This is a genomic window from Cryobacterium sp. RTC2.1 (assembly GCF_035018685.1).
GTDB classification, from domain to species: domain Bacteria; phylum Actinomycetota; class Actinomycetes; order Actinomycetales; family Microbacteriaceae; genus Cryobacterium; species Cryobacterium glucosi.
Genome location: NZ_JASJXJ010000037.1, coordinates 1 through 14,221, shown reverse-complemented (window position 1 = coordinate 14,221; position 14,221 = coordinate 1). Strand labels below are relative to the sequence as shown.

At 69.3% G+C, this 14,221-nt stretch carries 15 protein-coding genes; 9 read left to right on the top strand and 6 right to left on the bottom strand.

All coding sequences use genetic code 11. The features are described from left to right. Positions 1-5: 5 nt before the first annotated feature. A complete protein-coding gene (locus tag QN357_RS06965) occupies positions 6-431 on the top strand; it encodes a MarR family winged helix-turn-helix transcriptional regulator (protein WP_134449787.1) in 426 nt (141 codons plus the stop codon). A 3-nt stretch (positions 432-434) separates the two neighbouring features. Here QN357_RS06965 and QN357_RS06960 read toward each other — a convergent pair whose 3' ends face one another. Both QN357_RS06960 and QN357_RS06955 read right to left on the bottom strand, forming a co-directional pair. After that, positions 435-947, bottom strand: a complete 513-nt coding sequence (locus QN357_RS06960; protein WP_134449786.1) for a CarD family transcriptional regulator — start codon at positions 945-947, stop codon at positions 435-437. An 89-nt stretch (positions 948-1,036) separates the two neighbouring features. Next, entirely contained in the window at positions 1,037-1,663 is a 627-nt protein-coding gene (locus tag QN357_RS06955; protein ID WP_134563855.1) for a TetR/AcrR family transcriptional regulator, read from the bottom strand. A 165-nt stretch (positions 1,664-1,828) separates the two neighbouring features. On the opposite strand from QN357_RS06955, the gene metX reads away from it, so the two are divergent. The 5 genes from metX (at position 1,829) to QN357_RS06930 (ending at position 8,134) form a co-directional block, all read left to right on the top strand. After that, complete coding sequence (gene metX / locus QN357_RS06950) at positions 1,829-3,031, top strand: homoserine O-acetyltransferase MetX (RefSeq protein WP_322189557.1); 1,203 nt, start codon at positions 1,829-1,831, stop codon at positions 3,029-3,031. Positions 3,032-3,190: 159 nt separating this feature from the next. Further along, entirely contained in the window at positions 3,191-4,696 is a 1,506-nt protein-coding gene (locus tag QN357_RS06945) for a DUF4389 domain-containing protein (protein WP_241987476.1), read from the top strand. Between the two features lie 217 nt (positions 4,697-4,913). Continuing rightward, positions 4,914-6,083, top strand: a complete 1,170-nt coding sequence (locus QN357_RS06940; RefSeq protein ID WP_322189556.1) for a sensor histidine kinase — start codon at positions 4,914-4,916, stop codon at positions 6,081-6,083. Next, positions 6,080-7,384, top strand: coding sequence for a hypothetical protein (locus QN357_RS06935; protein ID WP_322189555.1), 1,305 nt, complete (start codon positions 6,080-6,082; stop codon positions 7,382-7,384). Before QN357_RS06940 ends, QN357_RS06935 begins: the two co-directional genes overlap by 4 nt. A 69-nt stretch (positions 7,385-7,453) precedes the next feature. Continuing rightward, a complete protein-coding gene (locus QN357_RS06930) occupies positions 7,454-8,134 on the top strand; it encodes a response regulator transcription factor (protein WP_255454140.1) in 681 nt (226 codons plus the stop codon). Positions 8,135-8,226: 92 nt separating this feature from the next. Here QN357_RS06930 and QN357_RS06925 read toward each other — a convergent pair whose 3' ends face one another. The 3 genes from QN357_RS06925 to QN357_RS06915 form a co-directional block, all read right to left on the bottom strand. Then, positions 8,227-9,507 carry an MFS transporter gene (locus tag QN357_RS06925; protein WP_322189554.1) on the bottom strand — a complete coding sequence of 427 codons (1,281 nt, stop codon included), beginning with the start codon at positions 9,505-9,507 and terminating at the stop codon, positions 8,227-8,229. A 72-nt stretch (positions 9,508-9,579) separates the two neighbouring features. After that, positions 9,580-9,906 (bottom strand): thiamine-binding protein, encoded by a 327-nt coding sequence (locus QN357_RS06920; protein WP_134449780.1) that lies wholly within the window; start codon positions 9,904-9,906, stop codon positions 9,580-9,582. A 2-nt stretch (positions 9,907-9,908) separates the two neighbouring features. Next, positions 9,909-11,234, bottom strand: a complete 1,326-nt coding sequence (locus tag QN357_RS06915; RefSeq protein WP_322189553.1) for a glycosyltransferase family 87 protein — start codon at positions 11,232-11,234, stop codon at positions 9,909-9,911. 120 nt (positions 11,235-11,354) lie between these two features. On the opposite strand from QN357_RS06915, the gene QN357_RS06910 reads away from it, so the two are divergent. From QN357_RS06910 to QN357_RS06900, 3 genes are read left to right on the top strand one after another with little or no spacing between them, the layout of a single operon-like run. Beyond that, entirely contained in the window at positions 11,355-12,287 is a 933-nt protein-coding gene (locus QN357_RS06910) for an ABC transporter substrate-binding protein (protein ID WP_134560608.1), read from the top strand. Positions 12,288-12,304: 17 nt separating this feature from the next. Further along, entirely contained in the window at positions 12,305-13,198 is an 894-nt protein-coding gene (locus tag QN357_RS06905; RefSeq protein ID WP_416173104.1) for an amino acid ABC transporter permease, read from the top strand. After that, positions 13,195-13,953 carry an amino acid ABC transporter ATP-binding protein gene (locus QN357_RS06900; RefSeq protein ID WP_322140671.1) on the top strand — a complete coding sequence of 253 codons (759 nt, stop codon included), beginning with the start codon at positions 13,195-13,197 and terminating at the stop codon, positions 13,951-13,953. The genes QN357_RS06905 and QN357_RS06900 overlap by 4 nt, the downstream gene beginning before the upstream one ends. A gap of 11 nt (positions 13,954-13,964) precedes the next feature. Here the strand turns inward: QN357_RS06900 and QN357_RS06895 are convergent. Next, positions 13,965-14,221, bottom strand: a 257-nt coding sequence (locus tag QN357_RS06895) for an NAD(P)H-hydrate dehydratase (protein ID WP_323504702.1), incomplete at its 5' end; no start/stop codon positions are given.

Below are 14,221 nucleotides of genomic sequence, written 5' to 3'. Positions count from 1 at the left end.
TCGGTATGACTGACCTGCGACCGATCGGATACTGGCTCAAACTCGTCGACCAACTGATCAACGAGCAATTCGCGACGACCCTCGAGGAACACGGGGTGACGAGGCGGCAGTGGCAGCTGCTCGGGATGCTGTCCCGCGGACCGGCCTCGGTCGAGCAGCTCACGAGCGGGGTCGCCCCGTTCCTCGACACCGAGGGTGAGACCGTCGTCGAACACCTCGCCGAACTCGTCGAGAGCGGCTGGGTCACGGTGTCGGAGTCCGGGTACGCGATCACCGACCGCGGCAGGCTCGCCTACCAGCGCCTCGCCGAGGTCGTCTCGGTGAACCGGGATGCCGCGACCCAGGACGTCAGCCCTGCCGACTACGCCACGACCCTGGCCACCCTCGAGCGGGTGGCCCGCAACCTCGGCTGGACCGGCGAGCCGGAGTGATCCCTAGGCCGCCGTGGTACCGGTCGCGGGGATCGAGCTCGCGAGCACGGTGTCGAGGACGGCGGATGCCTCTTCGCTCGTCGAGCTCTGGGCGAGTGCAAGTTCGGAGACGAGCACCTGGCGGGCCTTGACGAGCATGTTCTTCTCGCCGGCGGACACGCCGCGCTCCTGGTCACGACGCCACAGGTCGCGGACGACCTCGCCGACACGGTAGACGCTGCCGCTCGCCATCTTCTCCTGGTTGGCCTTGTACCGGCGTGACCAGTTCCCCGGCTCCTCGACGAAGGATTCGCGGAGAACGTCGAACACGGCCTGGACGCCGGCGCTGTCGATGACGTCGCGCACGCCGACGAGCTCGGCGTTCTCGATCGGCAGCTTGATCGTCAGGTCGTTCGCGTGCACGGTGAGGGTCATGAACTTCTTCTCGATCCCCTTCACGGCGCGGGTCGTGATTTCAGTGATGGTGACCGCGCCGTGGTGCGGGTAGACCAGGGTTTCTCCCACGGTGAAATTCATATGCTGCCTCTGTTCGTTGGTGATGCGGGGTTCTCGCGACCATCGTCGGTCGGTTGTGTGGTGGTGTGTGGGGTACCGGGTTCGCGGCGTCAGGCCGCGTCGACCAGCCATTCGGGGAGGAATTCGACGAGCTGGTCGACGATCTCGTCGTCCGTGACGTCGAGCTGGCCGCGCATCCAGGCGCTGATCAGGGTGAGCGCTCCCCCGGCCACGTAGGTGGCGAAGGACTCGGGGTGCACGACCCTGGGCGTGCCGGAGAGCACGACGAGCGATTCGACGAGGCGGCGCGAGTACGCTTCGATCTCGTCGTCGTATGCCGTGCGGGTGATCGGCAGGTCGAGCACACTCGAGTACAGCGGGTAGTGCTCCACGATGTGGGAGATGAGCCGCTGGTAACCGACCCGTGCGGCCTGGGCCCCGGTGAGGTCGTCGCTCAGCAGGTCGAACCCGGTCACGCCGATCTCGGCGAACTGCTCGCGGAGGAACCCGGTCGCGAGATCGTCGAGGCTGCTGAAGTGCGCGTAGAACGAACTGCGGCTGATCGAGGCCGTGCGCACGATGTCGCTGACCGAGACGGATGCGACGCGCTGGGTCATGAGCGTGCGGACCGCTGCGAAAATGGCCTGCCTGGTGCGTTCCGCCCGGGGGTCCGAGGCACGCACGGCGCTGATTGTACCGCGCACCACGCTTTCTCGGACATACTCGGTGCGGGTCATCAGGACAGTCTAGCACTTCTCGGACACCTGTCCGAGAAGTGGGCAAGGGGGCCGGATGAGCGCCGCAACAACCGCACGTCTCCAACCGCACGTCTCCAGCCGCACGAAACAAGCCGCGCGTAACAAAGGGACGTTGGCGCGTCAGACCGGGCAGAATGAGGGCATATGGAATGGCAGACCTCGGCGGACACGGTCCCGTCCAGCTTCATCACCGAGGCTCAGGCGCGCTCGCTGTTCGGCAAGCCCCCGGCGACGGGTGCGTGGCGCGACGGCGACCCCGTCGGCAACCGCAGGTTCCAGGACGTGGGCGCACTCGACCTCGAGGCCGGCGGGCGACTGGGCGCCGTCCGGATCGCCTACGAGACCTGGGGCGAACTCTCCCCCGCGCGGGACAACGCGGTGCTCGTGCTGCACGCCCTCACCGGGGACAGCCACCTGCTCGGCGCGGCAGGGCCCGGCCACGCGACCGCCGGCTGGTGGGGCGGCATCGTCGGCCCCGGCCTGGCCATCGACACCGACCGCTATTTTGTCGTCGCACCGAACATGCTCGGCGGTTGCCAGGGCAGCACAGGCCCGTCGTCCCTCGCCCCTGACGGCTCGGAGTGGGGCATCCGCTTCCCCTACCTGACCATCCGCGACCAGGTCGCCGCCCAGGTCGCATTCGCCGACCGGATCGGGATCGACGCCTGGGCCCTCGTGGTCGGCGGGTCGATGGGGGGAATGCACGCCCTCGAATGGGCGATCGACCGGCCGGACCGGGTGGAGAGGCTCGCGATCCTCGCGGCGCCGCCCGTGACGACGGCCGATCAGATCGCCCTGAATTCGGTGCAGATCGAAGCCATCCGCAGCGACCCGCTGTTCCGGTCCGGCGATTACTACGACGCCGTCGACGGCGACGGTCCGACCCGCGGGCTCGCCCTGGCCCGGCGGATGGCCCTGCTGAACTACCGCAGCCCGTCCGAGCTCAACGAGCGTTTCGAGCGCGGCTGGCAAAGCCGGATCTCCCCGCTCGGTTCTGGCGGCCGGTTCGCCGTCGAGTCCTACCTCGACTTCCACGGCAACAAGTTCACCCGACGTTTCGACGCGAACAGCTACATCGTCCTCGTCGAGGCGATGAACTCCCACGATGTGACCCGCGGCCGGGGTTCCCTCGCCGAGGCCCTCTCCTCGATCGAAGCAACCACCCTCGTCGTCGGAATCGACAGCGACCGGCTGTTCCCCGTCGAGGGCCAGCGCCGGATCGCGGCACACCTCCGCAACGGCCTCGACGGCACCGAACCCGTCGTGCTCTCCTCGAGCTACGGCCACGACGGCTTTCTGATCGAGGATGCCGCCGTCGGCGAGCAACTCGGCCGCCTGCTCCGCTGACCTTCACGACGGCTGGGCGTCGGCCGGTTCCGCCGGCTATCACACCGACTTTTCCGCTACCGCCCTGCGATTGACAGGGCAGGCATTCCGGACGACCCTGACAGGGAGCCCGGCCACTGCCTGCCTTGTCCAGACCGCCCAGCGAAGAGGAGTCCCGTGATGAAAGCCGGCTACGTCGTCATGGTCATCGTCGGAACGCTGCTCGCCGTGTCCGGCATCGGCTTGCTCGCCGGCGGAGTCGCCGTTGCAACGGTCGCGGCACAACAGGGCAGGGACGGGTTCCTGACCACGCCGAGCGGCTCATTCTCCGTGGCCTCGTATGCGATCACCTCACCGAACCTCACGACGGAGAGCGACTCAGGCACCGGGACCAGCACCCAGGCGGGGTCCGGCGGGATGCCCTCCGGGCTCGCGACCGTGATGCTCGAGGCGACGAGCGTCCGCGGCACCGGGGTCTTCATCGGCATCGCACCGCGGGCGGAGGTGGAACGCTACCTCGCATCCGTCGCGCACAGCGAGCTCACCTCCGTGAACTCCACGCCGTTCCGCACCGAGTACCGCGAGGTGCCCGGCAGCAGACGTCCTGCCCGTCCGGGCAGCCAGACCTGGTGGACGGTCGCGGCCTCCGGGCCGGGAACGCAGCGCCTGGTCTGGCCGGTCGTGAGCGGCGACTGGGCCGTCGTCGTCATGAACGCGGATGCGACGCAGGGCGTTGACGTAGAGGCGCGGGCCGGCGTCCGGTCCGGCCTCTTCGTGCCTGCGGCGGTCGCCCTGTTGCTCGGCGGCGGGCTGCTGCTCGTGGCCGGGGTGCTCCTCGTGGTCTTCGGCGCGTTGGGCCTCGGGAGGCGCGACTCCGCACAGGGGCCGGACGACCACGACGGCGCTGTCGGAACGACGGGCACTGCCGGAGCGATGGGCACTGCCGGAGCGATTGGCGCTGTCGCAGCTACGGGTCCACCTGGTCCGGTCTACCCCGCCCGCCTCGAGGGCACACTGCAGCCCGACGTGTCCAGGGGATTGTGGCTCGTGAAATGGATCCTGATCTTCCCGCACGTCGTGGTGCTGTTCTTCCTCTGGTTCGCCACGTTCGTGACGACGATCGTCGCGGGCTTCGCCATCCTGTTCACCGGCCGGTATCCCCTGGCCCTCTTCACGTTCAACGTCGGCGTGCTGCGCTGGAGCTGGCGCGTCGCCTTCTACGCGTATTCGGCGCTCGGCACGGACAGGTACCCGCCGTTCACTCTCGCCCCGGCCGACTACCCAGCCGACCTCGACATCGACTACCCCGAGCGGTTGTCCCGGGGGCTTGTCCTGGTCAAGTGGTGGCTGCTCGCGATTCCACAGATCCTCATCGTGTCCGCCCTGACGAGCACCCCGACCGCTCGCTACACGATCGGGGACACGACTTATTCGACGACGACCGGAGTATCACTCCTCGGTCTCCTCGTGCTCATTGCGGGGCTGATGCTGCTGTTCACGGGCCACTACCGGCAGTCCCTGTTCGATTTCATCCTCGGTATCGACCGCTGGGTGTTCCGTGTGGTGGTGTACACCGGACTCTTCCGGGACGACTATCCACCGTTCCGCCTCGACCAGGGCGGGACCGAAACGGGGGGCACCGGACCGGGGGGAATCGACGAGGCTGCTAGGGTGAAAACGACCTGAGGAATCACGGATGCTGACCCGACAAAGCTCGAGGCGCCTAACTGTTCCCCCTGCACGCGCCCAAATACCCCCGGTTCGCCCCGTTCCCGGCGAACCCCCCGCACGCGTGGCCCGTAAACAAGGCACATTCGTGAAACTGAGCGCCACGCGCGCGTCGAAACCGGCCGCATCCGGATATGGTGCTTTCTGGAGCACGACGAGGGGTAATGCGACGGGTATGCAACGCATTTTCAAGGAACGGGATCGACTGCTGCGCAGGGGCGCGCAGCTGACCGGGCTCGCTGGTTCCATCGCCACGTTCCTGGCGCTCCTGATACCGGGCGGCCTCGACCGGTTGGCGCTCGCCCTGAGCCTTCCCCTGCTCCTTGTCATCGTCGGCGCCCAGTACTTGCTCGGCCGCAACGGTCACCTGCGATGGGCGGCACTCCTCGTCGTCTGCGGGGTGGCCATGATCCTCGTGATCGGCTTCGTCGGCACGGGAACATCGGGACTCAACCTCGGCGAACAGGCAGTGATAGCGTGCGTCGCCTCGCCCGCCATCGGTTCCATCGCCCTGGTACTCGTCACCACCTCGCGCCGGCTGATCATGCTGGGCGTCGCCTTCGGCGCGACGCTCGCGAGCGTGCTCGCTGCCGCGCGGCTCAGCACCGACGCACTCGTCCCGGTCATGCTCACGATCACCGGCTGGTTCGCGATCGCGATCGCCGGATGGTGGATCGCGCAGAGCATCCCCCGCGTCATGCAGCGCATCGCCGAAATCGGCCGTGCGCACCTCGCCGAACGGCACGCGAGCGAGCTCGAGGCCCAACGCCGGCAGGACGCCAGGCTCCTGCACGACACCGTCCTCGCGACCCTCACCCTGCTCGCGCACTCGGGCGTCGGCGTGAGCCCCGCCGCCTTGCGTCAGCAGGCCGGCGATGACGCCCGGCTGCTCAGGCAGCTCCGGCTCGGCGGGCTCCCGACCCCGCACCGCTCCGGCGTCTACACGCTCGAACCCGCGTCGGAGTCGACCCTCGGCAGCACCCTCGAGTCCGTGAAACAGCGCTTCAAGCGGATGGGGCTCGACGTGGACTGGCACGGGAGCGGCCAGGTCCTGCTGCCGAGCACCGTTCTGGACTCGTTCCTGCTCGCCCTGGGCGAGTGCCTCGAGAACGTGCGCAGGCACGCAGGGGTCGCCCGCGCCGACGTCACGATCACGGACGACGACACGACAGTTCGTGCCATGGTGACCGACGCCGGCGTCGGTTTCGACCTCGCGGCAGTGAGCCCGGAACGCCTCGGTTTCGCCGAGTCCGTCGTCGCCAGGCTCCGCGACGTCGGCGGCAACGCCCGGCTGTTCTCGTCCCCGGGTTCGGGAACGACGGTCGTACTCGAGGTGCCCAAGTGAGCACCCGCGGCGTGACCGTGCAGCCGGAGCGCGGCATCCGTCGACCGGCCAGGCGCGCCGTCACCGAAGCCGGCCCGCTCGAGGAACACGGACGCCAGGAGCGCCAGGATCGCCGCCGCAGCTTCCGCAGGCCGGAGCGAACGGTCAAGACGACGCGCGCCAACCAGAGCGGCCTCGGTGGACGCCACCTCGGGATCGGCCTCTCCGTCGCCGGCGGCATCGTCGCGGCCTACCTGTTCTGGGAGTACGTCGAGCAGTGGCCCCGGTACACGACTCCCGTCCCGACCCCCGTGGCATGGGTGATCCTCGTGGCGGCGACGGCGTTCGCGATCGCCGTCGTTCAGCGACTCTCCGCACGGATGCCCGACTGGCTGTTCGCGGCGGCCCTCGCGTCCGGCGCGGTCGTCATCGCACTCGACCTGGCCGGCTCGCACGCCGGCGCCGACCGGGGGGTCTTCCCGACCGCCGCCGCCGCGGTCGGGAGCCTGCTGATCGCGCTCGTGACCGTTCGGCGAGGCAGGGACGTCGTCTCTTCCACGGCCGTCCTCGGAACGCTCCTCGCCGTGTTCGCGATCACAGAGCCGCGCAGCGACCCGCTGTCCTTCGCGCCGGAGCTTGTCGCATTCGGGCTCGCGGTGATACCGCCGCTCCTCGGCGTCGCGATCGTCCGCTCGTTCCACCGGATGGTGCAGCGCGAACTGGACCTCGTGCTCGTACAGAGCACGGTCTCCCAGCCGCGGTTCGCCGTCGGCATGCTCGCCTCCGAGGAACTCGCGCGGATCGACCTCGACGCGGAGACCTTGCTCGACGATGTGTCCAAGGGCCGCACCGCGCTCCCCCTCAACGCGGCCAAGTCGACGACCGCGTCTTCGCTCGCGACCCAGTTGCGGCTGCACCTCATCCAGGGCCGCAGGGAGACCTGGCTGTACCACGCCATCACGGAGTCCGAGTTCCTCGGCCCCTCGGTGAGCCTCAACGACCCGGCCGGGCTCGCCGGGCTGCTCGATCCCGCCCAGCGCGACGCCCTGCTGCGCACCATCTGGCTCCTGATCAGCGACACCCAGCGCCCCGAGGCATCCGTCGCCCTCTCCCTCGGTCCGATCCGCCCGACGAATGGCCTGATCGACCGGCAGAAGTTACGATTCCCCATCGAATTGGCCACCACGGGTGTGCCTCGGCGCCGGGTCGACCCCGAGACGTGGCAAGCTATCCGGGTAGTTGGCCCGCACATCGCGTCGAGCCGGGGTGGCAGTCTCCACGTGGAGATCGAGTGCAGCATTGACAATCCCGCAGATGCGTGAAATTTTCTGGTCCGGCATCGCCGGGCTTCCAGTCGGATGCACAGGCAACAGGAGGCAACAGTGACGAACATCAGCACGACGACCCGGGCGGCGGCGCCCAGTCGGGAGAATCCGATCCGGCTTGCTCTCGTGGACGACCACCGGATGCTGCTGGGGGCGTTGACGGAGTGGATCCGCGGCGCCGCAGACGACATCAACATGGTCGCCGCTGTGACGACGTGGCCGGAACTTCTCACCCACCCCGAATTCCCGGTGGACGTCGTTCTCCTCGACCTCGATCTCAAGGACAACATCCCGGTTTCGCTCAAGATCTCGACCCTCAAGACGGCCGGTGTCAAGACCGTCCTGATGAGCACGTACTCGGAGCCCGGCCTCGTGCGCGAGGCACTCGCCGCCGGGGCACTCGGCTACCTCGTCAAGAGCGAAGAAGCCGGCATGATCGTCGACGCGATCCGGGCAGCCTTCGACGGGGAGTCGTACATCTCCGCTGAACTCGACGAAGCGCTCAGCGCGGGAACGGGCGGCGGTTCGCCGAGACTGAGCGCACAGGAACGCCGCGTGATGGCTCTGTACGGTGCCGGCGAGCCCGTCAAGGCCGTTGCCCACCAGCTCGGCATCTCCGAGGAGACCGCCAAGTCCTACCTCAAACGGATCCGCGAGAAGTACCGTCTTGCGGGCTTCGACGTCGGAACCAAGGTCGCGCTGCGGAAGCGCGCGATTCACGACGGGATCCTGCTGCAGACGGACTGAGCTCGCGCTCCCGACCCTCTGTCGGAGTCTTCCGTGACCGTCGCAGGCGCAGACCGCGCCGACCCGAGTCGCGAAAGGTTCCGACTTCGGCGTTAAGCGGCGTCCGTGACGACCTCGATGAGGGCGGTGCCGTACGGCACGTGCCGTCCGTTGCGGCGCCAGGACCGGTCGATCGCGAAGCTCACGACCGCGAGCGAAAGTCCGATGACGCTCAGGACCGCGCCGATCCAGACCGGGGCGACGTAACCGAGGCCGCCGGCGATGGCCAGGCCGCCGAGGAACGCGCCGAGCGCGTTGCCGATGTTGAGGGCCGAGTGGTTGAGCGCAGCCGCAATGGACTGGCTGTCGTGCGAGACATCCATCAGCCGGGTCTGGATGGCCGGGGACAGCCCGGCCGCCGCGCCGCCGACGAGGAAGACGCCGGCCAGGAGTCCGGGCAGGAACTGGGCGGACAGGGCAAGTCCCACCAGGGCAACGATCATCAATGCGAAGAACCCGTAGAGGGTACGGCGGACGCTCTTGTCGGCGAGGTGGCCGCCGAGCAGGTTGCCGACGGTCATGCCGAGGCCGATGACCACGAGCACGAGCGGAACGGCGCCCGCGCCGAGTCCGGTCACCTCGATGACGAGCGGGGCGACATAGGTGTAGACGGCGAAGAGGCCGCCGAAGCCGATCGCCCCGATACCGAGCGCGAACCAGACCTGCAGCCTGCCGAACGCCTTCAGCTCGTTGCGCATCGTCGCGAGCGCGTTACCCGCCTGGAACGGCACGAGCAGGATCACGGCGAGGAAGGAGACCGCGAAGACGGCGGCGACGACGAGGTAGGCGACCCGCCAGCCGGACACCTGCCCGATCCAGGTGATCACGGGCACGCCGATCACATTGGAGATGGTCAGGCCGCTGAGCACGAGCGCGACGCCGCGCGCCCGCTTGCCCGGGCCCATCAGGTCGGCAGCGACGAGCGAGGCGATGCCGAAGTAGGCGCCGTGCGGGAGCGCGGCCACGAACCGGGCCACGAGCACGAGCCCGAACGTCGGCAGCAGGGCGGAGGCGATCGTCGCGAGGGTGAACGCGGCGAGCAGGGCGAGCAGCAGCTGCTTGCGCGGCCAGCGTGCCGCTGCCGCCGCGATCGTCGGGGCTCCGACGACGACGCCGAGAGCGTACGCCGAGATCAGCCAGCCGATCTGGGCGTTCGCAGCGTCCGGCGCTGTCGCGTAGAGGCCGGGCAGGAGATCCCGCGCGAGGTTCGGCAGCAGCCCCATCGCCACGAACTCGGTCGCGCCGATGCCGAAGCCGCCGAGGGCGAGGGAGAGCAGGGCAAGGCGGATGCGGGCCGGAGACAGAATCGCCGACCCGTCGGTGGGTGGGGGCATGCGGTCCAGCCTAGGGCCGGACGGTTGCGGCGGGAAGCGCCCGGCAGCATCCGCCTGCCCGTGCGGTGCCTGCTATGCCGCGCCTCCGGCCGCCCGTGCGTTCTCGAGCGCGACCTCGAGGCGTTCGACCTTGCCGGTCAGCTCGCCGGTGCGACCGGGGCGGATGTCCGCCTTGAGCACGAGGGACACCCGCGGCCCGAAGGCGCCGACGGCCTCCGTGGCGGCCTTGACGACGGCGAAGACCTCGTCCCAGGAGCCCTCGATCGTCGTGAACATCGAGTCGGTGTGGTTCGGCAGGCCCGAGTCGCGGACGATCCGGACGGCCGCGGCGACGGCGTCGTGCACGGAACCCTCGGCATCCTGGGCTCCGGAGGGCGAGACGGAAAAGGCGACGAGCATGATTACTCCCTGGGGATGAGGATCGGGCGGTCGAGGCCGGCCGCCGGTGGGTCGTGCGGGGCGGCGTTGCCGTTCCCGTGGCGGCTGCCGTGCTGGGCGGAGCTGCTGCCGAGGGTCCACACCTCGCGGACGGCCCAGGCGAGCACGACGAACTCGAGCACGTTGCGCATGGAGAGGGCGAGCACCATCAGCGGGTTGGCGACGAGCAGCCAGTCGTACAGGTAGGGGTAGACGACCTGGGTGAGCCCGGCGATGACCGTGACGAGGATGGTCGGGGTACGCCAGCCGCGCCCTCGCAGGAGGATGCCGAGGATGGTCGGCGCGGCGAGCCAGATCACGAACTGCGGAGAGCCGACCTTGTTGACGGCCATCAGCGTCACGACGAGCGCGAGGACGAGCGGCGGGAACAGCCTCTCGAAGCTCGCCCCTGCCCGTGTCGCCCGCACCGCGATCAGCAGCACCGCTGCGATGCAGAGCGCGAGGACCGGCGTCATGAGCGCGACGGCGATGAAAGATCCTGGGCCGACGACCTGGAAGGTGAGGATGTCGTGGTCGTAGTAGATGTAGCTGCCCGGGATCCGCAGCGCGGCCTGCACCATCCAGATGGCGCCGACGGGAGACTCGATCTGGATGCCGCGGTTGGCCTGCTCGGAGATGAAGCTGAACACGCGGAGGCCGCTGCCGAGGCTGAGCGCCGTGACCACGATGACGGCGCTCGTGGCGAGGAAGGCGTAGCCGGCGCGCATCCGTTGCTTCGATGCGATGACAAGCGCCGCGATGACAGCGATCGGCCAGATCTTCACCCACGTCGCGAGCGTGAGGATCACGGTGCCCCAGACCGGCCGGGTCCGCAGCCACAAAACGGCGAGGATGACGAGCGGGGCCGTGATCGAGTCGATCCTGGCGATCGCGATCGGACCGAGCAGCAGGAGGAAGGCCAGCCACCAGCCCGCGGCGAGGAGCGCGCGCGGCCCGCGGCGCCGGCCGGTCAGGGCCGCGAATGCGACCGCGTTGAGGAGGGTGACGATGCCGAGCCAGGTCGCCGTGTACGAGGCGGTGCCGAAGGCGAGGGCCGCGAAGATCGGCACGACGGCGAGCAGGGGGTAGACGAAGGGCGCGGTGATGCCGACGAGGGCCACTCCGCTCGCGGCGTCGGTCGCCCAGCCGAGGTAGACGACGTCGACATCGCCGAGCGGCCAGCCGATCGCGGCGAAGCAGATGTAGACGAGCCAGGCGTGCACAGCGATGAATCCGGCCCAGAGCAGGATGCGCAGGCTCGGCCCCGACGCGAACCGCACCGGTGGTTTCGGGGGGAGGGAATCGGGCACGTTCCACTTTCCCACACCCCGGTGTTCTTAACGAGACCGTCACATTCGCTGGTGGGTGCCGACGACCGCGAAAACATGCGTCATGATGGCCAGAGACAGTCATCTCGAGGAGTGGTCAATATGGTGAATCGCCGCAGGTCCCGTCACATTTTTGTGCTCGCCCTCTCCGTGGCGGGTGCGCTCCTGTTGAGCGCCTGTTCGGCAGCGAGCCCCACCCAGGGCAGCGCCCCGTCCACGAACGCGGGATCGCTGAGCTCCCCCGATCCCACGTCGTACCTCACACCGGGCAAGCTCACGATCGGAACCGGGGAACCCGCGTACTTCCCCTGGGTTATCGACGACTCACCAGCATCCGGCAAGGGCTTCGAAGCCGCCGTCGCCTACGCCGTCGCCGGCAAGCTCGGCTTCGCGAAGGAGAACGTGACCTGGGTGCGGAGCACCTTCGACGAGGCGATCGCTCCGGGGCCGAAGGCCTTCGACTTCAACCTGCAGCAGTTCTCGATCACGGCCGAGCGCGCCCAGCAGGTCGACTTCTCCTCTCCGTACTACGAGACCACCCAGGCCGTGATCACCGTCAGCACCTCTCCGGCGGCCGCCGTGACCTCGCTCGCCGGACTCAAGAGTCTCCTGATCGGGGCCGCGACCGGCACGACGAGCTTCACGGAAGCGGAGAAGCTGATCGCACCGACCCAGGGCGTGCAGGCGTTCAACACGAACGACGACGCGAAGCTCGCACTGCAGAACGGCACCGTCGACGCGATCGTCGTCGACCTCCCGACAGCGTTCTACCTCACCGGGGTCGAACTCGACGGCGGCACGATCATCGGGCAGCTGCCCGATGCCGCAGCGGGGTCCAGCAGCCAGACCCCCACCCCTGGCGCAACGCCCGGCGCCCAGGCGGGTACCGACGCATTCGGCCTCGTCCTCGCCAAGGACAGCCCACTCACCGCCGCCGTGAGCGCCGCCGTCGACGCCCTGCGCGCGGACGGAACCCTCGCGAACCTCGCCGATACCTGGCTCGCCGGCAACGCGGACGCGCCCGTCCTGAAGTGACACCGGAGGAAGGTCCAGTGGCCGGTCCCGACCTGGTCACCGACACGGTCACCGACACCGGTCGGCCGACGCGGCCGTCGAGCGCGGTCGAGCTCGGCCGCCGGGCGTACAGGCGCACGCAGACCGCCCGGTCTGTGCTGCTGAGCGCGGTGAGCACGGTCCTCTTCGCGATCGTGATCTGGGTGTTCGTGGTCAACACGCCGGGCTGGACCCGGGTACAGCAGTCCTTCTTCGACCCCGCCGTCGCGGTGAAGGCCTGGCCGCGCGTGTTCGAGGGACTGTTGCTCAACATCCGCGTGCTGCTCGTCGCCGCCGTCGGCGTGCTGATCGTGAGCCTGCTGCTCGCGACACTCCGCACCCTGCGCGGCGCGGTCTTCTTCCCGCTGCGCGCCCTCACCGCCGGGTACACCGACCTGTTCCGCGGGTTGCCGCTCATCATCGTGCTCTACCTCGTCGGCTTCGGGCTGCCCGGCCTCGGGGTGTTCCCGAAGCTGCCCTCGTATGTCTGGGGCACGATCGCACTCGTCCTGACGTACTCGGCCTATGTCGCCGAGGTGTGGCGCGCCGGGATCGAGGCGGTTCACCCCTCGCAGGTGCTCGCCGGTCGGTCGCTCGGCCTCAGCCACGGCCGCACCCTGCGCACGATCGTGCTGCCGCAAGCGCTCCGCAAGGTGACGCCGGCATTGATGAACGACTTCGTCGCGATGCAGAAGGACGTCGGCCTGATCAGCGTGCTCGGCGCCGTCGACGCGGTCAGGGCCGCCCAGATCGAGACGGCGGCGAGCTTCAACTTCACGCCGTACGTGCTCGCCGGGCTGCTTTTCGTGCTGCTCGCCCTGCCGATGATCCGCCTCACGGACTGGCTGTCCGCCCGGATGCGCCGCCGCGAGCAGGTCGGTGGGGTCGTATGAGCGAGGCAGCGGATGCCGTCGTTCCGGTCCTCCGGGTCGACGACGTCTACAAGAGCTTCGGCTCGGTTCCCGTGCTCCGCGGCATCGACCTCGTCGTGCACGAACACGAGGTCGTCGCACTGATCGGGGCGAGCGGGTCCGGCAAGTCGACCCTGCTCCGCGTGATCAACCTGCTCGAGCGCGTCGACGACGGGCAGGTCTGGCTCACCGGCCGGGACATCAGCGACCCGCGCGCGAACGCGGACGCCGTGCGCGCCAGGATCGGCGTGGTGTTCCAGCAGTTCAACCTCTTCCCGCACCTGAGCGTGCTCGACAACGTCACCCTCGCCAGCCGGATCGTGCACCGGGTGCCGCGCCGCACGGCCGAGGCGCGCGGCCTCGAGCTGCTCGACCAGATCGGCCTGTCCGCGAAGGCCCGCGACTTCCCCGACCGACTGTCCGGCGGCCAGCAGCAGCGTGCCGCGATCGTGCGGTCGATCATGACGAACCCCGAACTGCTCCTCCTCGACGAGGTGACGAGCGCGCTCGATCCCGAGCTCGTCGGCGAGGTCCTCGACCTCGTGCGGCAGCTCAAGCAGTCGGGAACGACGATCGTGATGGCGACCCACGAGATGGGCTTCGCGCGGGACGTCGCCGACCGGGTCGCGTTCATCGACGCCGGCCGGGTCCTCGAGTTCGGGCCGCCGGAGCAGGTCTTCGACGCCCCGCGCGAACCCCGCACCCGCGCCTTCCTCGCCCGCATCCCGCGCCGCTGATTCGATCCGGGTCAGGGGCGGAGGAGGGCCGCGATCGTCGCGGGGATGGCCTCGGCGACATCGAGGGCCACAAGCGGGCCGCCTGCGGACGCCCGGGCCGCCGCGAGGCCGTGCACGAGCGCCGCGGTCGCCGCGAGGGCGGCGCAGGCCTCGGCATCCGCTTCGAGCGCCGCGGCGTGGGTGGCGAAGAGTGCGCCGAGGATGCCCCCGAGCACGTCCCCCGCGCCGGCCGTCGCGAGCCACGGCGGGGCACCAGGCTCACGGTGAC

Coding starts and splice junctions, on each gene's coding strand:
- QN357_RS06955 (WP_134563855.1), bottom strand. CDS start 1,663: ATGACCCGCACCGAGTATGTCCGAGAAAGCGTGGTGCGCGGTACAATC.
- QN357_RS06940 (WP_322189556.1), top strand. CDS start 4,914: ATGCAACGCATTTTCAAGGAACGGGATCGACTGCTGCGCAGGGGCGCG.
- QN357_RS06910 (WP_134560608.1), top strand. CDS start 11,355: ATGGTGAATCGCCGCAGGTCCCGTCACATTTTTGTGCTCGCCCTCTCC.
- QN357_RS06925 (WP_322189554.1), bottom strand. CDS start 9,507: ATGCCCCCACCCACCGACGGGTCGGCGATTCTGTCTCCGGCCCGCATC.
- QN357_RS06920 (WP_134449780.1), bottom strand. CDS start 9,906: ATGCTCGTCGCCTTTTCCGTCTCGCCCTCCGGAGCCCAGGATGCCGAG.
- QN357_RS06965 (WP_134449787.1), top strand. CDS start 6: ATGACTGACCTGCGACCGATCGGATACTGGCTCAAACTCGTCGACCAA.
- QN357_RS06900 (WP_322140671.1), top strand. CDS start 13,195: ATGAGCGAGGCAGCGGATGCCGTCGTTCCGGTCCTCCGGGTCGACGAC.
- metX (WP_322189557.1), top strand. CDS start 1,829: ATGGAATGGCAGACCTCGGCGGACACGGTCCCGTCCAGCTTCATCACC.
- QN357_RS06945 (WP_241987476.1), top strand. CDS start 3,191: ATGAAAGCCGGCTACGTCGTCATGGTCATCGTCGGAACGCTGCTCGCC.
- QN357_RS06960 (WP_134449786.1), bottom strand. CDS start 947: ATGAATTTCACCGTGGGAGAAACCCTGGTCTACCCGCACCACGGCGCG.